Annotated in this window: 13 protein-coding genes and 1 pseudogene; 9 read left to right on the plus strand and 5 right to left on the minus strand. The window is 66.9% G+C overall.

From position 1 onward, the window contains the following. Positions 1-53 precede the first annotated feature (53 nt). The 3 genes from V6X73_RS03940 to V6X73_RS03950 are packed head-to-tail and all read left to right on the plus strand — an operon-like array spanning position 54 to position 4,284. Positions 54-446 carry a TraR/DksA family transcriptional regulator gene (locus tag V6X73_RS03940; protein WP_367958897.1) on the plus strand — a complete coding sequence of 131 codons (393 nt, stop codon included), beginning with the start codon at positions 54-56 and terminating at the stop codon, positions 444-446. Beyond that, complete coding sequence (locus V6X73_RS03945; protein ID WP_367958896.1) at positions 443-2,197, plus strand: autotransporter assembly complex protein TamA; 1,755 nt, start codon at positions 443-445, stop codon at positions 2,195-2,197. Before V6X73_RS03940 ends, V6X73_RS03945 begins: the two co-directional genes overlap by 4 nt. Next, positions 2,197-4,284, plus strand: a complete 2,088-nt coding sequence (locus tag V6X73_RS03950) for a translocation/assembly module TamB domain-containing protein (RefSeq protein WP_367958895.1) — start codon at positions 2,197-2,199, stop codon at positions 4,282-4,284. Before V6X73_RS03945 ends, V6X73_RS03950 begins: the two co-directional genes overlap by 1 nt. Here the strand turns inward: V6X73_RS03950 and V6X73_RS03955 are convergent. Continuing rightward, complete coding sequence (locus V6X73_RS03955) at positions 4,275-5,648, minus strand: DEAD/DEAH box helicase (protein ID WP_367958894.1); 1,374 nt, start codon at positions 5,646-5,648, stop codon at positions 4,275-4,277. The genes V6X73_RS03950 and V6X73_RS03955 overlap by 10 nt on opposite strands. Before the next feature lie 96 nt (positions 5,649-5,744). Between V6X73_RS03955 and grxD the strand changes: the two genes are divergently transcribed. Further along, positions 5,745-6,071 carry a Grx4 family monothiol glutaredoxin gene (gene grxD / locus V6X73_RS03960; RefSeq protein WP_367958893.1) on the plus strand — a complete coding sequence of 109 codons (327 nt, stop codon included), beginning with the start codon at positions 5,745-5,747 and terminating at the stop codon, positions 6,069-6,071. 17 nt (positions 6,072-6,088) lie between these two features. On the opposite strand, the gene rnt is transcribed toward grxD, so the two are convergent. Both rnt and pyrC read right to left on the minus strand, forming a co-directional pair. Next, positions 6,089-6,706 (minus strand): ribonuclease T, encoded by a 618-nt coding sequence (gene rnt, locus V6X73_RS03965; RefSeq protein ID WP_367959009.1) that lies wholly within the window; start codon positions 6,704-6,706, stop codon positions 6,089-6,091. An 8-nt stretch (positions 6,707-6,714) separates the two neighbouring features. Then, positions 6,715-7,776 carry a dihydroorotase gene (pyrC, locus tag V6X73_RS03970; protein ID WP_367958892.1) on the minus strand — a complete coding sequence of 354 codons (1,062 nt, stop codon included), beginning with the start codon at positions 7,774-7,776 and terminating at the stop codon, positions 6,715-6,717. A 117-nt stretch (positions 7,777-7,893) separates the two neighbouring features. Here pyrC and V6X73_RS03975 point away from each other — a divergent pair, with 117 nt between their 5' ends. From V6X73_RS03975 to V6X73_RS03995, 5 genes are all read left to right on the plus strand, one after another. Beyond that, entirely contained in the window at positions 7,894-9,108 is a 1,215-nt protein-coding gene (locus V6X73_RS03975) for an argininosuccinate synthase (RefSeq protein ID WP_367958891.1), read from the plus strand. A 92-nt stretch (positions 9,109-9,200) separates the two neighbouring features. Then, the gene (locus V6X73_RS03980) at positions 9,201-10,178 is read left to right on the plus strand and encodes a metal ABC transporter solute-binding protein, Zn/Mn family (RefSeq protein ID WP_367958889.1); all 978 of its coding nucleotides are present in this window, start codon (positions 9,201-9,203) and stop codon (positions 10,176-10,178) included. Further along, positions 10,175-10,978, plus strand: coding sequence for a metal ABC transporter ATP-binding protein (locus V6X73_RS03985; protein WP_367958888.1), 804 nt, complete (start codon positions 10,175-10,177; stop codon positions 10,976-10,978). Before V6X73_RS03980 ends, V6X73_RS03985 begins: the two co-directional genes overlap by 4 nt. Next, on the plus strand, positions 10,975-12,120 hold the full coding sequence (locus V6X73_RS03990) for a metal ABC transporter permease (RefSeq protein ID WP_367958887.1): 1,146 nt from the start codon (positions 10,975-10,977) through the stop codon (positions 12,118-12,120). The genes V6X73_RS03985 and V6X73_RS03990 overlap by 4 nt, the downstream gene beginning before the upstream one ends. Then, a complete protein-coding gene (locus V6X73_RS03995; protein WP_367958886.1) occupies positions 12,117-13,019 on the plus strand; it encodes a metal ABC transporter permease in 903 nt (300 codons plus the stop codon). Before V6X73_RS03990 ends, V6X73_RS03995 begins: the two co-directional genes overlap by 4 nt. On the opposite strand, the gene nth is transcribed toward V6X73_RS03995, so the two are convergent. Continuing rightward, on the minus strand, positions 12,983-13,648 hold the full coding sequence (gene nth, locus V6X73_RS04000; RefSeq protein ID WP_367958885.1) for an endonuclease III: 666 nt from the start codon (positions 13,646-13,648) through the stop codon (positions 12,983-12,985). The genes V6X73_RS03995 and nth overlap by 37 nt on opposite strands. Next, positions 13,645-14,310 (minus strand): annotated as a pseudogene (gene rsxB, locus V6X73_RS04005) (electron transport complex subunit RsxB); the annotation flags it as partial. The gene nth and the pseudogene rsxB, both read right to left, overlap by 4 nt.

The following is a 14,310-nucleotide window of genomic DNA, read 5'->3' on the forward strand; positions in this document are numbered from 1 at the left end:
GGCCCTGTCACGGGTCTGAGTCTGCAACGCAGACCACCGACAAGGAGATTGCCATGGAAAGCCATCTGGATGCCGCGCAGCGCGACAGACTGCGACAGATGCTGGAAGCGCAGCGCGCCACGCTGCGCGAGACGCTGCGTGGCGAGGTGCTCGCCGCCGATATCCTCCGCGCGGAGGACATCGCCGACCGGGTCCGGGATCCGGGGGATGAGGCGGTGGTCGATCTGCTCGCCGATCTGGAATATGCCGATATCGACCGCCATATCGGTGCACTGCGGGCCACTGAGGCGGCGCTGCGCGCCTGGCATGACGGCCGCTACGGTGTCTGTGCCGATTGCGGCGGGCCCATCCCCTATGCCCGGCTCGAGGCCTATCCCACCGCCAGTCGATGCATCGACTGTCAGGCCGAGTATGAGCGCGCCGGAGGGCCGACGCCACGGCTTTGACCCGGTCAACCGCAGCCCGCCGCCGGTGGGGGCGCTGGCAATGGCTGACCGCCGGGGTGCTGGTGCTGCTGATCGTCGCGCCGGCAACCGCCGGGGTGCGCTTGACGGTGGAAGGGGCGCCGGATTTTCTTGCCGATAATATCCGCGCCCACATCGACACCCGGGTCGGGCTGACATCGCGGCTGGCGGTGCGCTTTTATCGCGATCAGGTCCGCAGTCAGGTCCGGCAGGCCCTCGAGGCGCTGGGCTATTATGAGGCCGACGCCGACATCCGCATCACCCCGGTGCGTGGTGACTGGGCGCTGGCGGTGCGGGTCACCCCCGGTCCGCGGCTGAGCTGGCGACGGGTGGATGTCGCGCTGACCGGCCCCGGACGGGATGATCCGGCATTTCGGCAACTGCTCGAGGCGCTGCCTATCCGTCCCGACCAGGGGGTCAATCACCGCGACTACGAGCGCAGCAAGCGGGCATTGCGCAATCTGGCCCGGCAGCGCGGCTATTTTGATTATCGATTCACCACCGTCCGGCTGGCGGTCAACGCCGCACAGGGCTGGGCCGACGCCCGTATCACGATGGAGAGCGGGCCACGTTATCGCCTGGGGGCGGTGCGGTTTTCGGATGCGCCCCTGCGCGACGAGTTTTTGCAGCGGCTGGTCCCGTTTAAAGCCGGTGCGCCCTATCACGCCGATCGCATCGCCGAGCTCAGCCGTCGCTTGCTCGATAGTGGTTATTTTGCCGATGCCACGGTGGATGTCCTGCGTGACAAGCCTCAAGGCCGCCGGATCCCGCTGGCGGTCACCCTCACAACCCGGCCGCGAAACACCGTGACCACCGGGATCGGCTTTTCCACCGACGAAGGCCCCCGGGGCCAACTGGGCTTTACCCGGCATTACATCAATAACCGCGGCCACCGGCTTGAGAGCGGTCTGCGCCTCTCACCGGTGCGGCAGCGGCTGGATGCGCGCTACGAAATCCCCCTGGGTGATCCGCTCAACGATCATCTGGCGGTGACCGCCGGCTGGGAGAACGAGGATATCGAGGACTCTCGCAGCGAACGCTATACCCTGGGGCTGAGCCGGCGGCAGTCATTTCGCTCGGGCTGGGTGCGCACCCAATCGCTGCGCCTGCTCGAGGAGCGCTTCCGCAGCGGCGAGGACCGCGGCCGCAGCCGGCTTCTGATGCCCGGGATCAGTTTCTCGCGAACCCGCTCGCGGGGCGGAGTGGATCCCTATCGCGGCGATGCGCAGCGCTATGCCATCGAGGCCAGTGCCCGGGACCTGGGCTCGGATGTCGATATCGCCCGGCTGCGACTGGCCAACAATTGGCTGCGCAGCCTCGGCACCCGGCACCGCTTTCAGCTGCGGGCGGACCTGGGGGCCATTGCCACCAATGCATTCGCCCGCACCCCCACCTCGCTGCGATTCTTCGCCGGGGGGGACCAGAGCGTGCGCGGTTTTGCCTACCGCAGTCTGGGCCCCATCGGTGCCGATGGCGAGGTGACCGGGGGCCGGTATCTGGCAACCGGCAGCGCCGAATACAGCTATGCCGTCGCTGCAGACTGGCGGGCGGCGGTTTTTGTCGATGGCGGCAACGCCTTTGATCATCTCGATGCGGTGGATGTCGAGGTGGGCACCGGGGTGGGGGTGCGTTGGCAGTCTCCGGTGGGGCCGCTGCGACTGGATTTTGCCTGGGGCGTGAGTCGTGACCAGCCGCCCTTTCGCCTGCATCTGTCGCTGGGGCCGCCTTTCTGATGCCATCGCTACGAACCGTACTGGTGGCCACTTTGATTGCCCTGGCATGGGCCACGGCCTGGGTGTTGAGCACCACCGCCGGGGCTCAGTGGCTGCTGGATCGCCTTACCGAGGCAGAACCCCGTCTGGAGGCTCAGGTCGCAAGCGGCACGCTGTGGTCGGGCATCACCCTGCGGGATCTGAGCTGGGACGAGCGCTGGGGCCGAGTCGGGCTGGCGCGGCTTCGAGTCGACTGGCAACCCGCTTGCCTGCGGCAATGGACGCTTTGCATCGACGGTGTCACCGGCCAGGGGCTTGTCATTGATGCCAGGGCGGGGGCGTTCCGTGCGGCGGTGCTGGATGCCGACGGCCGCTGGCCGTTGAGCGAGCGTGGCCGTTTTCAACTGGCCATCGACGGTATCCGTTGGCGGGGTGAGTCGCTGGGTGAGCAACCGGTGCGCCTGCAATTGACCACCAGCGCCCTGCAGGCCCGCCCCCGATCGGCCACCCTGCGCCTTGATCTGCCCACGCTGCCGCTGGCCGCGCTTGACTCGTGGCTGCCCGACGGCGTTCGGCTACCCGGCCGGGTCAGTGGCACGGGCCGCGTTGACTGGCGCAGCGGCCATCCGCCCCGGGCACGGCTGACGTTGGTCAGTCGTGCATCACAGGTGGTGCTGCCGATGGACACCGAAGAGCCGCTGGCGCTCGAATACCATCGTGCCGTTATTGACGCCGATCTCAGGCCGCAGCAGGTGGATCTGCGCTTTGGCATGGCCTCGCCGGATCTTGGCCGCGGGGGCTTTGCCCTGCGTGTTGACCCCACCCAGTCGCCGCGCCCGTTGCAGGGCGAGGTCTGGCTGGATGGCCTGCCAGCGGCCCCCCTGGCCGGTGCACTGCCCGGCCTGCGGCGGTCGCAGGGGCGCATCAAGGTGGCGGGCAGGGTCTCCGGCAACCTCTCCCGGCCACGGTTTGCCGGTGATGTGACCTGGGCCGACGGACTGCTTCTGCCCCGGGCACTGGCCCGACCGCTTCGCGATTTTCGACTGCGACTGACAATGGATGGCCCGCGTGCCGAGATCGCCGGCGGATTCCGGGCCGGCGAGGGCGAAGCCGTGCTGTCGGGCCGCCTGCAGCGTCGGGGGCAGGCGCTGGCCGGCCGGCTTCGTCTGACCGGAGAGGATCTGGCCATTGACACCGGTCCGACGGCGAGCGTGACGCTGGCCCCGGATCTGACCGTAACCCTGGCCTCCGGTGAAGCCCGTCTGGATGGCGTGGTGGATGTGCAGGGCGGGGCGGTGTCGCTGCCGAGCAGCGCCAGCGATGCCGTCCGGGTCTCGGCGGATGCCGTACGCGTCGACACGCCGGCGCCGAGCCGACCGGACCCGGATGGGGGCTTGCCCCTGGCGCTCAGCACGGATGTTCGCCTCAATCTGGGAGAAGGGCTGCGCTTTCGGGGTCGGGGGCTGACGGGAGCGCTCGCCGGGCGCCTGCGGCTGCGTCAGCAGGGGCTCGATGAACCCCGGGCCGACGGGGTGGTCCGGCTGGTCTCGGGGCATCTCGAGGCCTACGGCCAGCGCCTTGAGGTGCGCCGCGGGCGGTTGATTTTTGCCGGCTCGCCGCGCCGCCCGCGACTGGATATCGAGGCGGTGCGCGCCTCGCCCCGGCGGCTGGCCGGGTTACGGGTGACCGGGCCGGCCGATGACCCGGTGCTGACGCTTTTCTCGCGTCCGCCAATGGAGCAGTCCCGGATACTGGCCTATCTGATAACCGGCGCCCCGCCCGGCAGCGGGACACCCGATGAGACCGCACTGATCAGTCAGGCGGCCGTCTCTTTGGGCGTTTTCGGTGGCGGTCAGATCGGTGGCGCCCTCGCCGAGGAAATCGGCATCAGCGATTTCCGGTTGCAGGCCACCGGTCAGGGCGAGACAGCGCAGGTCGCGGTCAGTGGGTATCTGGCGCCCAACCTGTTAATCCGCTATGGGGTCGGGGTCTTTACGCCCCAGAACACCCTCAGCCTGCGCTACTACCTCACCGAGCAGCTCTATCTCGAGGCGATCAGCGGCGCCGAGAGTGCCCTGGATCTTTTCTATGCCTTTGACTACGACTGATCCTGGGGCGCCGGGGTCTTGTCGTTGTTGCCATCCGCCTTCTCGGCATCCGACCGGGTCTGACCGGCCGAGCGCCGGGCCCCGCCGTTGCCGCGACTGCGGTTGCCCCCGCTGCGGCCGCCGCCGCTTCGGCTGTTGCCGCCCCGGGCATTCCCCCCGCTCCGGCGGCTGTCGGTGCGCGCCGCCGGTTTGATGTCCTCGGCGATCAACGCCGGTGGCGCCATCTCGGCGGGGATCTTCTGCTCGATGTAGGCCTCGATGTCGGGCAATGAATAGACATAGCTCTCGCAGGCAAAGCTGATCGCCTCACCCGTGGCCCCGGCCCTAGCCGTGCGGCCGATGCGGTGGACATAGTCCTCGGCATCCTGAGGCAGGTCGTAGTTGATGACATGGCTGACATCGGGGATATGCAGTCCCCGGGCGGCCACGTCGGTGGCCACCAGGATCGGCAGCTCGCCGCGCTGGAACTTGCCAAGGAGCTGTTCGCGCTTGTTCTGCGGGATATCCCCCGAGATCACCGCGGCCTTGATGTCATTGCCGAGAAGATAGCCGGTGACCTTGTCCGCATCGCGTTTGGTGTTGACAAAGATCAGCGTCCGGGTGGGTTCCTGCTGGCGCAGAACACCTAGCAGCAAGCCGATTTTCTGGTTGTTTTCGACATGATAGAGCTGCTGGTTGACCCGGTCGGCAGTGATGGTCTCGGACTCGATCTTGACCGATTCGGGCTCGTTCATGTGCTCGTAGGCGAGCTCCCGGACGCGTTCCGAGAGCGTGGCCGAGAACAGCATGTTGAGCCGCTTCTCCGGCGGCGGCATCCGCCGGAGCAGATAGCGGATGTCAGCGATAAAGCCCATGTCGAACATGCGGTCGGCCTCATCGAGGATGCACACCTCGATGTTCTCGAGGCTGAACACCCGCTGCTTGTAGAAGTCGATGATCCGCCCGGGGGTGCCGATGAGGATATCGGTGCCCCGCTCCAGTGCCTTGCGCTGGCTCTCGTAGCCGGTGCCGCCATAGATGCAGGCGAAGTCCATGCCGGTGAAATCGCCAAGGCGTTCGGCATCCTTGTGGATCTGCAACGCCAGCTCGCGGGTCGGTGCCAGAACGATGGCCCAGGGGCCGGTCTTGTCGGCGGCCACCGGGTGGGTCATCAGATGGTGCATACAGGCCAGCAGAAAGGCAGCGGACTTGCCCGTGCCGGTCTGCGCCTGCCCGGCCACGTCCCGGCCCTCAAGGGCGATGGGCAGCGCGCCGGCCTGAATCGGGGTGCACTGCTCGAAACCGGCTTCCTGCAGGCCTGTGAGAAGGGATTCATGAAGTCCAAGGGACTCAAAGCGAACGTCAGAGAGATGATTGTTTTCCATGGGCGCGGATGGTAACGCATCACAGCCGGTTTTGCCCCTCGCCTGTTTTCTCTGCAATCCGTACACTGACGGTACACATTCATTCGAGGAGCCAAGATGAGCGATACGCAGGAGACGATCCGTCAACAGGTCGAGGGCAACCCGGTCATCCTCTACATGAAAGGCTCGCCGCAGTTTCCGCAGTGTGGTTTTTCGATGCGGGCCGCCCAGGCACTCGCCGGCTGCGGGGTCGAGTTTGCGTACGTCAACGTGCTCGAGGATGAGGACATCCGTCAGGGCATCAAGGAATACGGCAACTGGCCGACCATCCCACAGCTTTATGTCGGCGGCGAGCTTCTGGGGGGGTGCGACATCATCCTCGAGATGTACGAAAACGGCGAGCTGCAGCCGGCGGTGCAAAGCGCCGCCGGTGGCAGCGCCTGACCGGGCGGGCCGCTGTCTTAGCGGCCGGCGTATTCGGGAAAACCGTTGGCGGCATCCCAGCGGTTGACGATGTTGCAGAAAAGCTCGGCGGTCTTCTCGGCATCATAGATGGCTGAGTGCGCCTCGCGGGCATCCCATTCGATGCCCGCCGCGGCGATGCCGCGGGCCAGGACGGTCTGGCCAAAGGCCAGGCCCGAGAGCGTCGCGGTGTCAAAGCACGAAAACGGGTGGAAGGGGTTGCGCTTGATCGCGCAGCGATTGACCGCCGCGTTGAGAAAGCCCAGGTCGAACCACGCATTGTGACCTACCAGCACCGCCCGGTTGCAGCCGGTGGCGCGGATCTGCTCGCGAATGGGCGCAAAGATCTGCCGCAGGGCCTCGTCCTCGGGGATAGCCATGCGCAGCGGATGATCCGGGTCGATGCCATTGAACTCCAGCGATTTGGGGTCGAGGTTGGCGCCCTCGAAGGGCTGGACATGATGGGTATGGGTCTCGCCGCGATAGAGTGTGCCATCCGCTTCCATATGGACCAGGGTGGCGGCGATCTGCAGCATCGCGTCGGTGGCGGCGTTGACGCCACCGGTCTCGATATCCACCACCACGGGCAGAAAGCCGCGGAACCGATCCTTGATCATGCGATGGGTCACGAGGCGCGCGCCTTGCCGGGGTGGCGGTCGACGAGCTGCCAGCCGACCGTCTCGCCGGCACGCAATGGCACGACGGTGTCATCGCCGTACGGCAGGCGGTCGGGGATGTCGCGGCTTTCTGGTGCCAGGGTGACCGTGTCGCGGTTGCGCGGCAGCCCGTAGAAATCGGCCCCGAAGTGACTGGCAAAGCCTTCGAGTCGGTCCAGGGCCCCGGCGGCGGCGAAGGCCTCGGCGTAGAGTTCCAGCGCCAGTGGCGCGGTGAAAATGCCGGCGCAGCCACAGGCGTTTTCTTTGGCGTGGCGGGCGTGCGGGGCACTGTCGGTGCCCAGGAAAAACCTTGGATGGCCCGAGGTGGCGGCCTCGAGCAGGGCCTCGCGGTCCGCTTCGCGCTTGAGAATGGGCAGGCAGTAGTGGTGCGGCCGGATGCCGCCGGCGAGCAGCGCGTTGCGGTTCATCAGCAAATGCTGCGGGGTGATGGTCGCTCCCAGCCGCGCCGGCCCCTGGCGGACAAAGGCCACCGCCTCGGCGGTGGTCAGATGCTCGAGGACCACCCTGAGGCGGGGGTGGCGTTCGAGCAGCGGTGCCAGTCGCTCGTGCAAAAACACCTTCTCGCGGTCAAAGATATCGGTTTGCCCGTGGGTGACCTCGCCGTGGATGCACAGCCCGAGTCCCTGCTCGGCCATGGCATCGAGGGCGTCGCTGCAGCGCTTGATATCCGTCACGCCCGAGTCGGCGTTGGTGGTCGCACCGGCCGGGTAGAGTTTGACCGCATGGATGATGCCGCTGGCGGCGGCGCGCTCGATCTCGGTGGCGGGGGTGTTGTCGGTGAGATAGAGCGTCATCAGCGGCTCGAAATCGCAGTCCGCGGGGCAGGCCGCCAGGATGCGCTCGCGATACGCCTCGGCCATTGCCGTGGTGGTCACCGGCGGGACGAGGTTGGGCATGATGATCGCCCGGCCAAAACGCGCGGCGCTCCAGTGGACGACATCCGGCAGGACATCGCCGTCGCGCAGATGCAGGTGCCAGTCGTCCGGGCGGGTGAGGGTGAGCGTGTCCATGACCGCAGTGTATCAGGGCTGTTGCGGTGCCGCGGTGCTTGTCTTGATTTGTGCGCCGAGCCGCCGGATCATGATTGCTTTTCCACCGGCGTGACCGAGCATTTCGAGAGTCTATTCATGAGCGATATCAAAAAGGTGGTGCTGGCCTACTCAGGCGGGCTGGATACCTCGGTGATCCTTCAGTGGCTGCGCGATCACTACCGCTGCGAAGTGGTGACCTTCACCGCCGATCTCGGCCAGGGCGAGGAGCTGGAGCCGGCCCGCAGCAAGGCCCGGGACCTGGGTGTCGAAGAGATCTACATCGACGATCTGCGCGAGGAGTTCGTGCGCGATTTCGTCTTTCCCATGTTCCGCGCCAACGCCATCTACGAAGGCGAATACCTGCTCGGTACCTCGATTGCCCGGCCGCTGATTGCCAAGCGGCAGATCGAGATCGCCCGCGAGACCGGCGCCGATGCCGTCTGCCATGGCGCCACCGGCAAGGGCAACGATCAGGTTCGCTTCGAGCTCGGCTACTACGGCCTCGAGCCGGGCATCCAGGTCATCGCCCCCTGGCGGGAGTGGGATCTGAACTCGCGCGAGCGCCTGCTGGCCTACGCCGAGGAGCGCGGCATCCCGATCGAGGGCAAGACCGAGGGCGGCGGTTCGCCCTATTCCATGGATGCCAACCTGCTGCATATCTCTTATGAAGGCGGCGTGCTCGAAGACACCTGGACACCGGCCGAGGAAGGGATGTGGCGCTGGAGCGTTGCCCCCGAAGCGGCGCCGGATACCCCCACCGAGATCGACCTGACCTTCCGCGGGGGGGATCCGGTGGCGATCAACGGCGAGACGCTCTCGCCCCAGGCAATGCTCTCGCGGCTCAACCAGCTGGGCGGAGACAATGGCATTGGCCGCATCGATATCGTCGAGAACCGCTATGTGGGGATGAAATCCCGCGGCTGCTACGAAACGCCCGGCGGCACCATCCTGCTGCGTGCCCACCGCGCCATCGAGTCGATCACCCTCGATCGCGAGTCCGCGCATCTTAAAGACGAGCTCATGCCGCGTTATGCCGAACTCATCTACAACGGCTACTGGTGGAGCCCGGAGCGCGAGGCGCTGCAGGCGCTGATCGATCAGACCCAGACCCGGGTCAACGGTGTGGTCCGGCTCAAGCTCTACAAGGGCAACGTCATCGTGCTCGGCCGCCGCTCTGAGTCGGACAGCCTGTTCGATGACAGCATTGCCACCTTCGAGGACGACGCCGGGGCCTACGATCAAAAGGATGCCGAGGGCTTTATCAAGCTCAACGCCCTGCGACTGCGCGTGGCGGCAAGACGCGGCGAGTGAGCGGTCACCGGTGGCGCATCGCAGCGGTTGCGTTGCACCGATGGCGGCAGGGGTCTACATTGGAATTATTCCAATTTTTGAGGTGACGACCTGTGCCCAAGTCACGCATTCGACGCGCCGCCATGGCCGTGGTCATCGCGCTTGCCCCGGGGCCGGTGCTGGCGGCACCGCTGGTGGTGGCGACCACTGGCATGGCCGGCGATCTGGTCGCGACGATCGGGGGTGACTGCATCGACGCCGAGGTGTTGATGGGCCCCGGTGTCGACCCTCATCTGTACCAGGCCACCGCCTCGGATGTCCGAGCCTTTCAAAAGGCCGAACTCATTGTCTATAACGGGTTTGGCCTGGAGGGGCAGCTGGCGGATGTGCTTGCGGGGCTGGATCGGCACAAGGCGACCCTGGCGGTGGCCGAAGCGGCCGCTCGCGCCGGTCCCATCGAGGCGTTAGATGGCGAGGCGGGTTATGCCACCGATCCGCATCTGTGGATGCAGCCGGCGTTGTGGTCCCAGGCCGTGCCGGCGGTGGAGGCGGCGCTTGCGCGCCTGGCACCGGACTGTCTCGAGCCGATGCAGCGCCGGGCGGCGGCGTATCGGCAACAGCTGCAGGCCCTGGACCGCTGGATGGCAGCGAGCCTTGCCACGATTCCGTCGGGCCAGAGGGTGCTTTTGACCGCCCACGACGCGTTTGGCTACTTAAGCCAGGGTTACGGGCTCGAGGTCAGGGGGGTGCAGGGGATCAGCACCCAGGCCGAGCCCAGTGTCGCGGCCATCCAGTCGGTGGCCGATCTGATTGCCCAACGCAATATCCCGGCGGTTTTCATTGAGACCACCATCAACCCGCGCACCGTCGAGGCGGTGATCGAGGCGGCCCGCGCGCGGGGAACAGATGTCGAGGTGGGGGGCAGCCTCTACGGCGATGCGCTGGGGCAGCCGGGGACACTGGCTGATACGCTGGTCGGTATGTTGATCCACAACACCCGGGTCATGACCGACGCCCTCGGGGGGCAGGTCATTCCGCTGCCCGAAGCGCTGGCGCCCTGGCAACAGCGGCGCGAGGAGGTCGCGCCTTGAGCGATCTCCGAGCGGATATCCACACGCCCCACGAACCCGAGCTGGCGCTGCATATCGAGGATCTGACGGTCAGCTATGGCGATCGTCCGGCCCTCTGGGATATCGACCTGAATATCCCGCCGGGGGTGTTGGCGGGCGTGGTCGGGCCCAACGGCGCCGGCAAAAGCACCCTGCTGAAGGCCATCCTCGGTCTGGTCCCGCGCTCCGCCGGTCATGTGCGGTTGTTCGGGCATCCCTACAAAAGCCAGCGCAAGCGGGTGGGTTATGTGCCGCAACGCTCGAGCGTTGACTGGGATTTTCCCACCACCGCGGTGGATGTCGTGACCATGGGGCTGTACGGCCAGCTGGGCTGGTGGCGCTGGCCGGGCCGGCGCGAGCGCGACCGGGCGCTGCGGGCGCTCGAAGAAGTGGGCATGGAGGCGCTGGCGGATCGTCAGATCAGTGAGCTCTCGGGGGGGCAGCAGCAACGGGTTTTCATCGCCCGGGCGCTGGTCCAGAAGCCCGATCTGCTGTTGCTCGACGAGCCCATGGCCGGAGTGGATGCCACCACCGAGCGCAGTATTATCGATATCCTCTCGCGGCTGCGCAGCGAAGGCCGCACCATCGTGGTGGTCCACCACGATCTGCAGACCGTCCAGCGCTATTTCGACTGGCTGGTGTTTCTCAACGTGCGGGTGATCGCCGCCGGCGCGATGGCCGCGGTGTACAGCGCCCGCAACCTGCGCCGTACCTACGGCGGGCAGATCGCGCTGCTGGACGAGAACGGTGCCGCCGCGCCGGACGCCCCGGGTGAGCGATGACAGCGCTGCTGGGCGACTACACGCTGCAGAATGTCATGCTGGGCGCCGCGCTGATTGGCGTAATCAGCGGCGTTCTGGGCAGTTTTGCCGTGCTCCGCCGCGAGAGCCTGCTGGGCGATACCCTCTCCCATGCGGCCCTGCCGGGGATCTGCCTTGGGTTTATCGTCACCGGGATGCGTGACATGGGCAGTCTGCTGGCTGGTGCGCTTTTCACCGCCGTGGTCGCGGCACTGCTCATGGTGGGGCTGACCCGACGCACCCGGCTCAAAACCGACGCTGGCCTGGCCATCATGCTCTCGTTGGGCTTTGCCCTGGGCGTGGTGCTGCTGACCTGGATCCAGAACCGGGGCGGAGCGGCGCAGGCCGGCCTGGACAGTTTTCTGTTTGGTCAGGCCGCCGCCACCACCCGGGCGGATCTGTTGCCCATGGCCTTGTTGACCGTCGTGGCGCTGTCGGGCGTTGTCATGTTGTGGAAGCCCCTTAAATTGATGAGCTTTGACCCGGAGTTTGCGGCGGTCATGGGGCTACCGGTGCGGCGGATCGAACGGCTTTTGACCGCCATGATCGCGTTGGCCGTGGTGGTGGGGCTGCAGATGGTGGGTGTGGTGCTGATGACGGCGATGATCATCGCCCCCGGGGCGGCCGCGCGGCAGTGGGCCGGCAGCCTGCTGGGTATGGTCTTGCTTGCGGCGGGCTTTGGTGCCACCGCAGGGATCAGTGGCGGGCTGATCAGCACCCTGGGTCCAGGGCTCGCCACCGGGCCGGTGGTGGTGCTGGTGGCCACCGCGCTGGCGCTGGTGTCACTGCTCATCGCCCCGCGGCGGGGGTTGCTGCCGGCCTGGTGGCGGCGCCGGCGGCGGCGCAGCCACACCTCCACCGAACAGATCCTGCAGACCGTCTACGAGCTGGCTCGGGAACATGGTGACTGGCGCTACCGCGTCGAGCAGGGGGCAGTCGACGCCTACCACGGGATGATCACCGAGCCGCAGCTCGCCACGCTGGCCGATCGGGGCTTGCTCATCAGTACCGAGCATATGCCCGACGAGGGGCCGCACTGGCGGCTCACCGAAAAAGGCCAGGGCCATGCCGCCGAGCAGGCCAAACGACGCAACGAGCGACGGCGCTGGCGGGTGCGGGCATGAGCGGGCTGGCCAATCCCACCATCGCCATTCTATTGACCGGTATGCTGGTGGGGATGGCCGGCGCGCTGCTTGGCAGTTTTCTGGTGCTGCGTGGCAACAGCATGCTGGCCGACGCCATCAGTCATTCGATTCTCTTCGGGATCGCACTGGCGTGGCTTGCCACCGGCGAGACCAGCGGTGCGGTGCAGATTGCCGGGGCGGCGCTCAGCGGGGTGCTGGCGGTATTCTTGATCGAGACACTCGCCCGCAGCCGCCGGCTCCGGGATGATGCCGCCATCGGGCTGGTCTTCCCGGCGTTATTCAGCATTGGCGTGGTCCTGATCAACGTCTTTGCCAGGGACGTGCATCTGGATGAGCACACCGTACTGCTTGGCGAGATCGGGTTCGTCTGGCTGGATACGGTCACCGTGGCGGGCCTGGTCGTGCCACGGGCACTGCTGGCAAGCGCCACACTGTTGCTGGTGGACGCCCTTTTCGTGCTTGCCTTCTACAACGCCCTCAAGCTGGCGACCTTCGATCCGGGGCTGGCCCGGGCCTTGGGGCTGGCCCCGGGGCTGGTGTTCTATGCCCATCTGTCGCTGCTCAGTGGCACCGCCGTGGCGGCCTTTGATGCGGTGGGCGTGGTGCTTTTTGTCACCTTTGTGGTGGTCCCCCCGGCGGCGGCCTATCTGCTCTGCCGGCGGCTTTCGAGCCTGATCGCAGTGGCCATGCTGATCGCTGTGGCAAGCGCCCCCCTTGGCTACGGGGCCGCGCTTTGGCTGGATGTATCGGTGGGCGGCGCTATGGCCCTTGCCACCGCGCCCTTCCTTGTTGGCGCGTTCAGCTGGCGGCGCTGGCGCGAACGCCGCCGGTACCGCTCCGGTCAGCCACCTGCCGTGTCGGCGTCCTCGTCGGCGTAACGCGTCTTGTCCTTGAACTCGCAGAGGTCGTAGATCGGGCAGGCGCCGCAGCGGGGCTTGCGGGCCACGCACACGTAGCGGCCGTGCAGGATCAACCAGTGGTGGGCGTCTTTGAGAAATTCACGCGGCAGCAGCCGCAGTAGCCGTTCTTCGACCGCCCGCACGGTCTTGCCCCGGGCAATGCCGGTTCGGTTGGCGACGCGAAAGATATGGGTGTCCACCGCCATCGTGGGTTGATCGAAGGCGGTATTCAAAACCACATTGGCCGTCTTGCGACCCACCCCGGGCAGGGCTTCCAGCGCTTTGCGTTGCGCCGGTACCTGGCCGTCGTGTTCATCGACCAGGGCCTGGCAGGTGGCGATGATGTTCTTCGCCTTGCTGTTGAAAAGGCCAATCGTGCGAATGTACTGCCGAAGCCCGACCTCACCCAGCGCCAGGATGGCTTCGGGCGTGTTGGCCACCGCAAACAGCGGCCGGGTGGCTTTGTTGACGCTGCGGTCGGTGGCCTGTGCCGAGAGGATGACCGCTACGAGCAGCTCGAAAGGGGTGCGGTATTCGAGTTCGGTTGTCGGCTGTGGATTGGCGGCGCGCAGTCGCTCGAAGATCGCCTGGCGTTTGTCCCGGTTCACCGCGGCTGGCCTCCCGCCCGCGCGCGGCGTCGGGCACGGGCTTTTTCGAGCGCGGCCTGTGCCACGGCGCGGCGGCGTTCGCGGTCGGGCAACGGCGCTGGGCCGTCCGCTGCGGAATCATCCGCGCCACTGCGCCGGGCCCGGCGTTGCTGGCGTTTGGCCTCGGCCTCGGCAGCGCGGCGCGCCAGCCGGGCCTTACGGTTGTTGAAACGCTGTCTGGCCCGATCGCGGCGGGCCTTTTGCTGGGATGCGGGTTCTTGCTCGCGGTCGGTGGGCTGCATATGGATGCAATCCACCGGGCAGGGCGCCAGGCACAGATCACAGCCTGTGCATTCCTCGGTGATGACGGTATGCATGCGTTGCCGGGCACCGACAATGGCATCCACCGGGCAGGCCTGGATGCACTTGGTGCACCCAATGCAGACCGACTCATCGATCCACGCGACCCGGGGGGGGCGATACGCGCCATGGTCGGGGTTGAGCGGCTCGACCGCCCGGCCGGTCACCTCGGCCAGCGCCTCGATGGTGGCCTCGCCCCCGGGCGGGCACTGGTTGATCCCCGCCTCGCCGCGGCTGATGGCCTCGGCATAGGGGCGACACCCCGGGTAACCGCACTGCTCGCACTGGGTCTGCGGCAGCAGCGCGTCGATCCGGTCAATCAG

It is taken from the genome of Spiribacter pallidus, from assembly GCF_040838495.1.
Classification (GTDB): Bacteria; Pseudomonadota; Gammaproteobacteria; order Nitrococcales; family Nitrococcaceae; genus Spiribacter; species Spiribacter pallidus.

Coding starts and splice junctions, on each gene's coding strand:
- V6X73_RS03995 (WP_367958886.1), top strand. CDS start 12,117: ATGAGCGGGCTGGCCAATCCCACCATCGCCATTCTATTGACCGGTATG.
- grxD (WP_367958893.1), top strand. CDS start 5,745: ATGAGCGATACGCAGGAGACGATCCGTCAACAGGTCGAGGGCAACCCG.
- V6X73_RS03940 (WP_367958897.1), top strand. CDS start 54: ATGGAAAGCCATCTGGATGCCGCGCAGCGCGACAGACTGCGACAGATG.
- V6X73_RS03950 (WP_367958895.1), top strand. CDS start 2,197: ATGCCATCGCTACGAACCGTACTGGTGGCCACTTTGATTGCCCTGGCA.
- pyrC (WP_367958892.1), bottom strand. CDS start 7,776: ATGGACACGCTCACCCTCACCCGCCCGGACGACTGGCACCTGCATCTG.
- rnt (WP_367959009.1), bottom strand. CDS start 6,706: ATGATCAAGGATCGGTTCCGCGGCTTTCTGCCCGTGGTGGTGGATATC.
- V6X73_RS03990 (WP_367958887.1), top strand. CDS start 10,975: ATGACAGCGCTGCTGGGCGACTACACGCTGCAGAATGTCATGCTGGGC.
- V6X73_RS03955 (WP_367958894.1), bottom strand. CDS start 5,648: ATGGAAAACAATCATCTCTCTGACGTTCGCTTTGAGTCCCTTGGACTT.
- V6X73_RS03975 (WP_367958891.1), top strand. CDS start 7,894: ATGAGCGATATCAAAAAGGTGGTGCTGGCCTACTCAGGCGGGCTGGAT.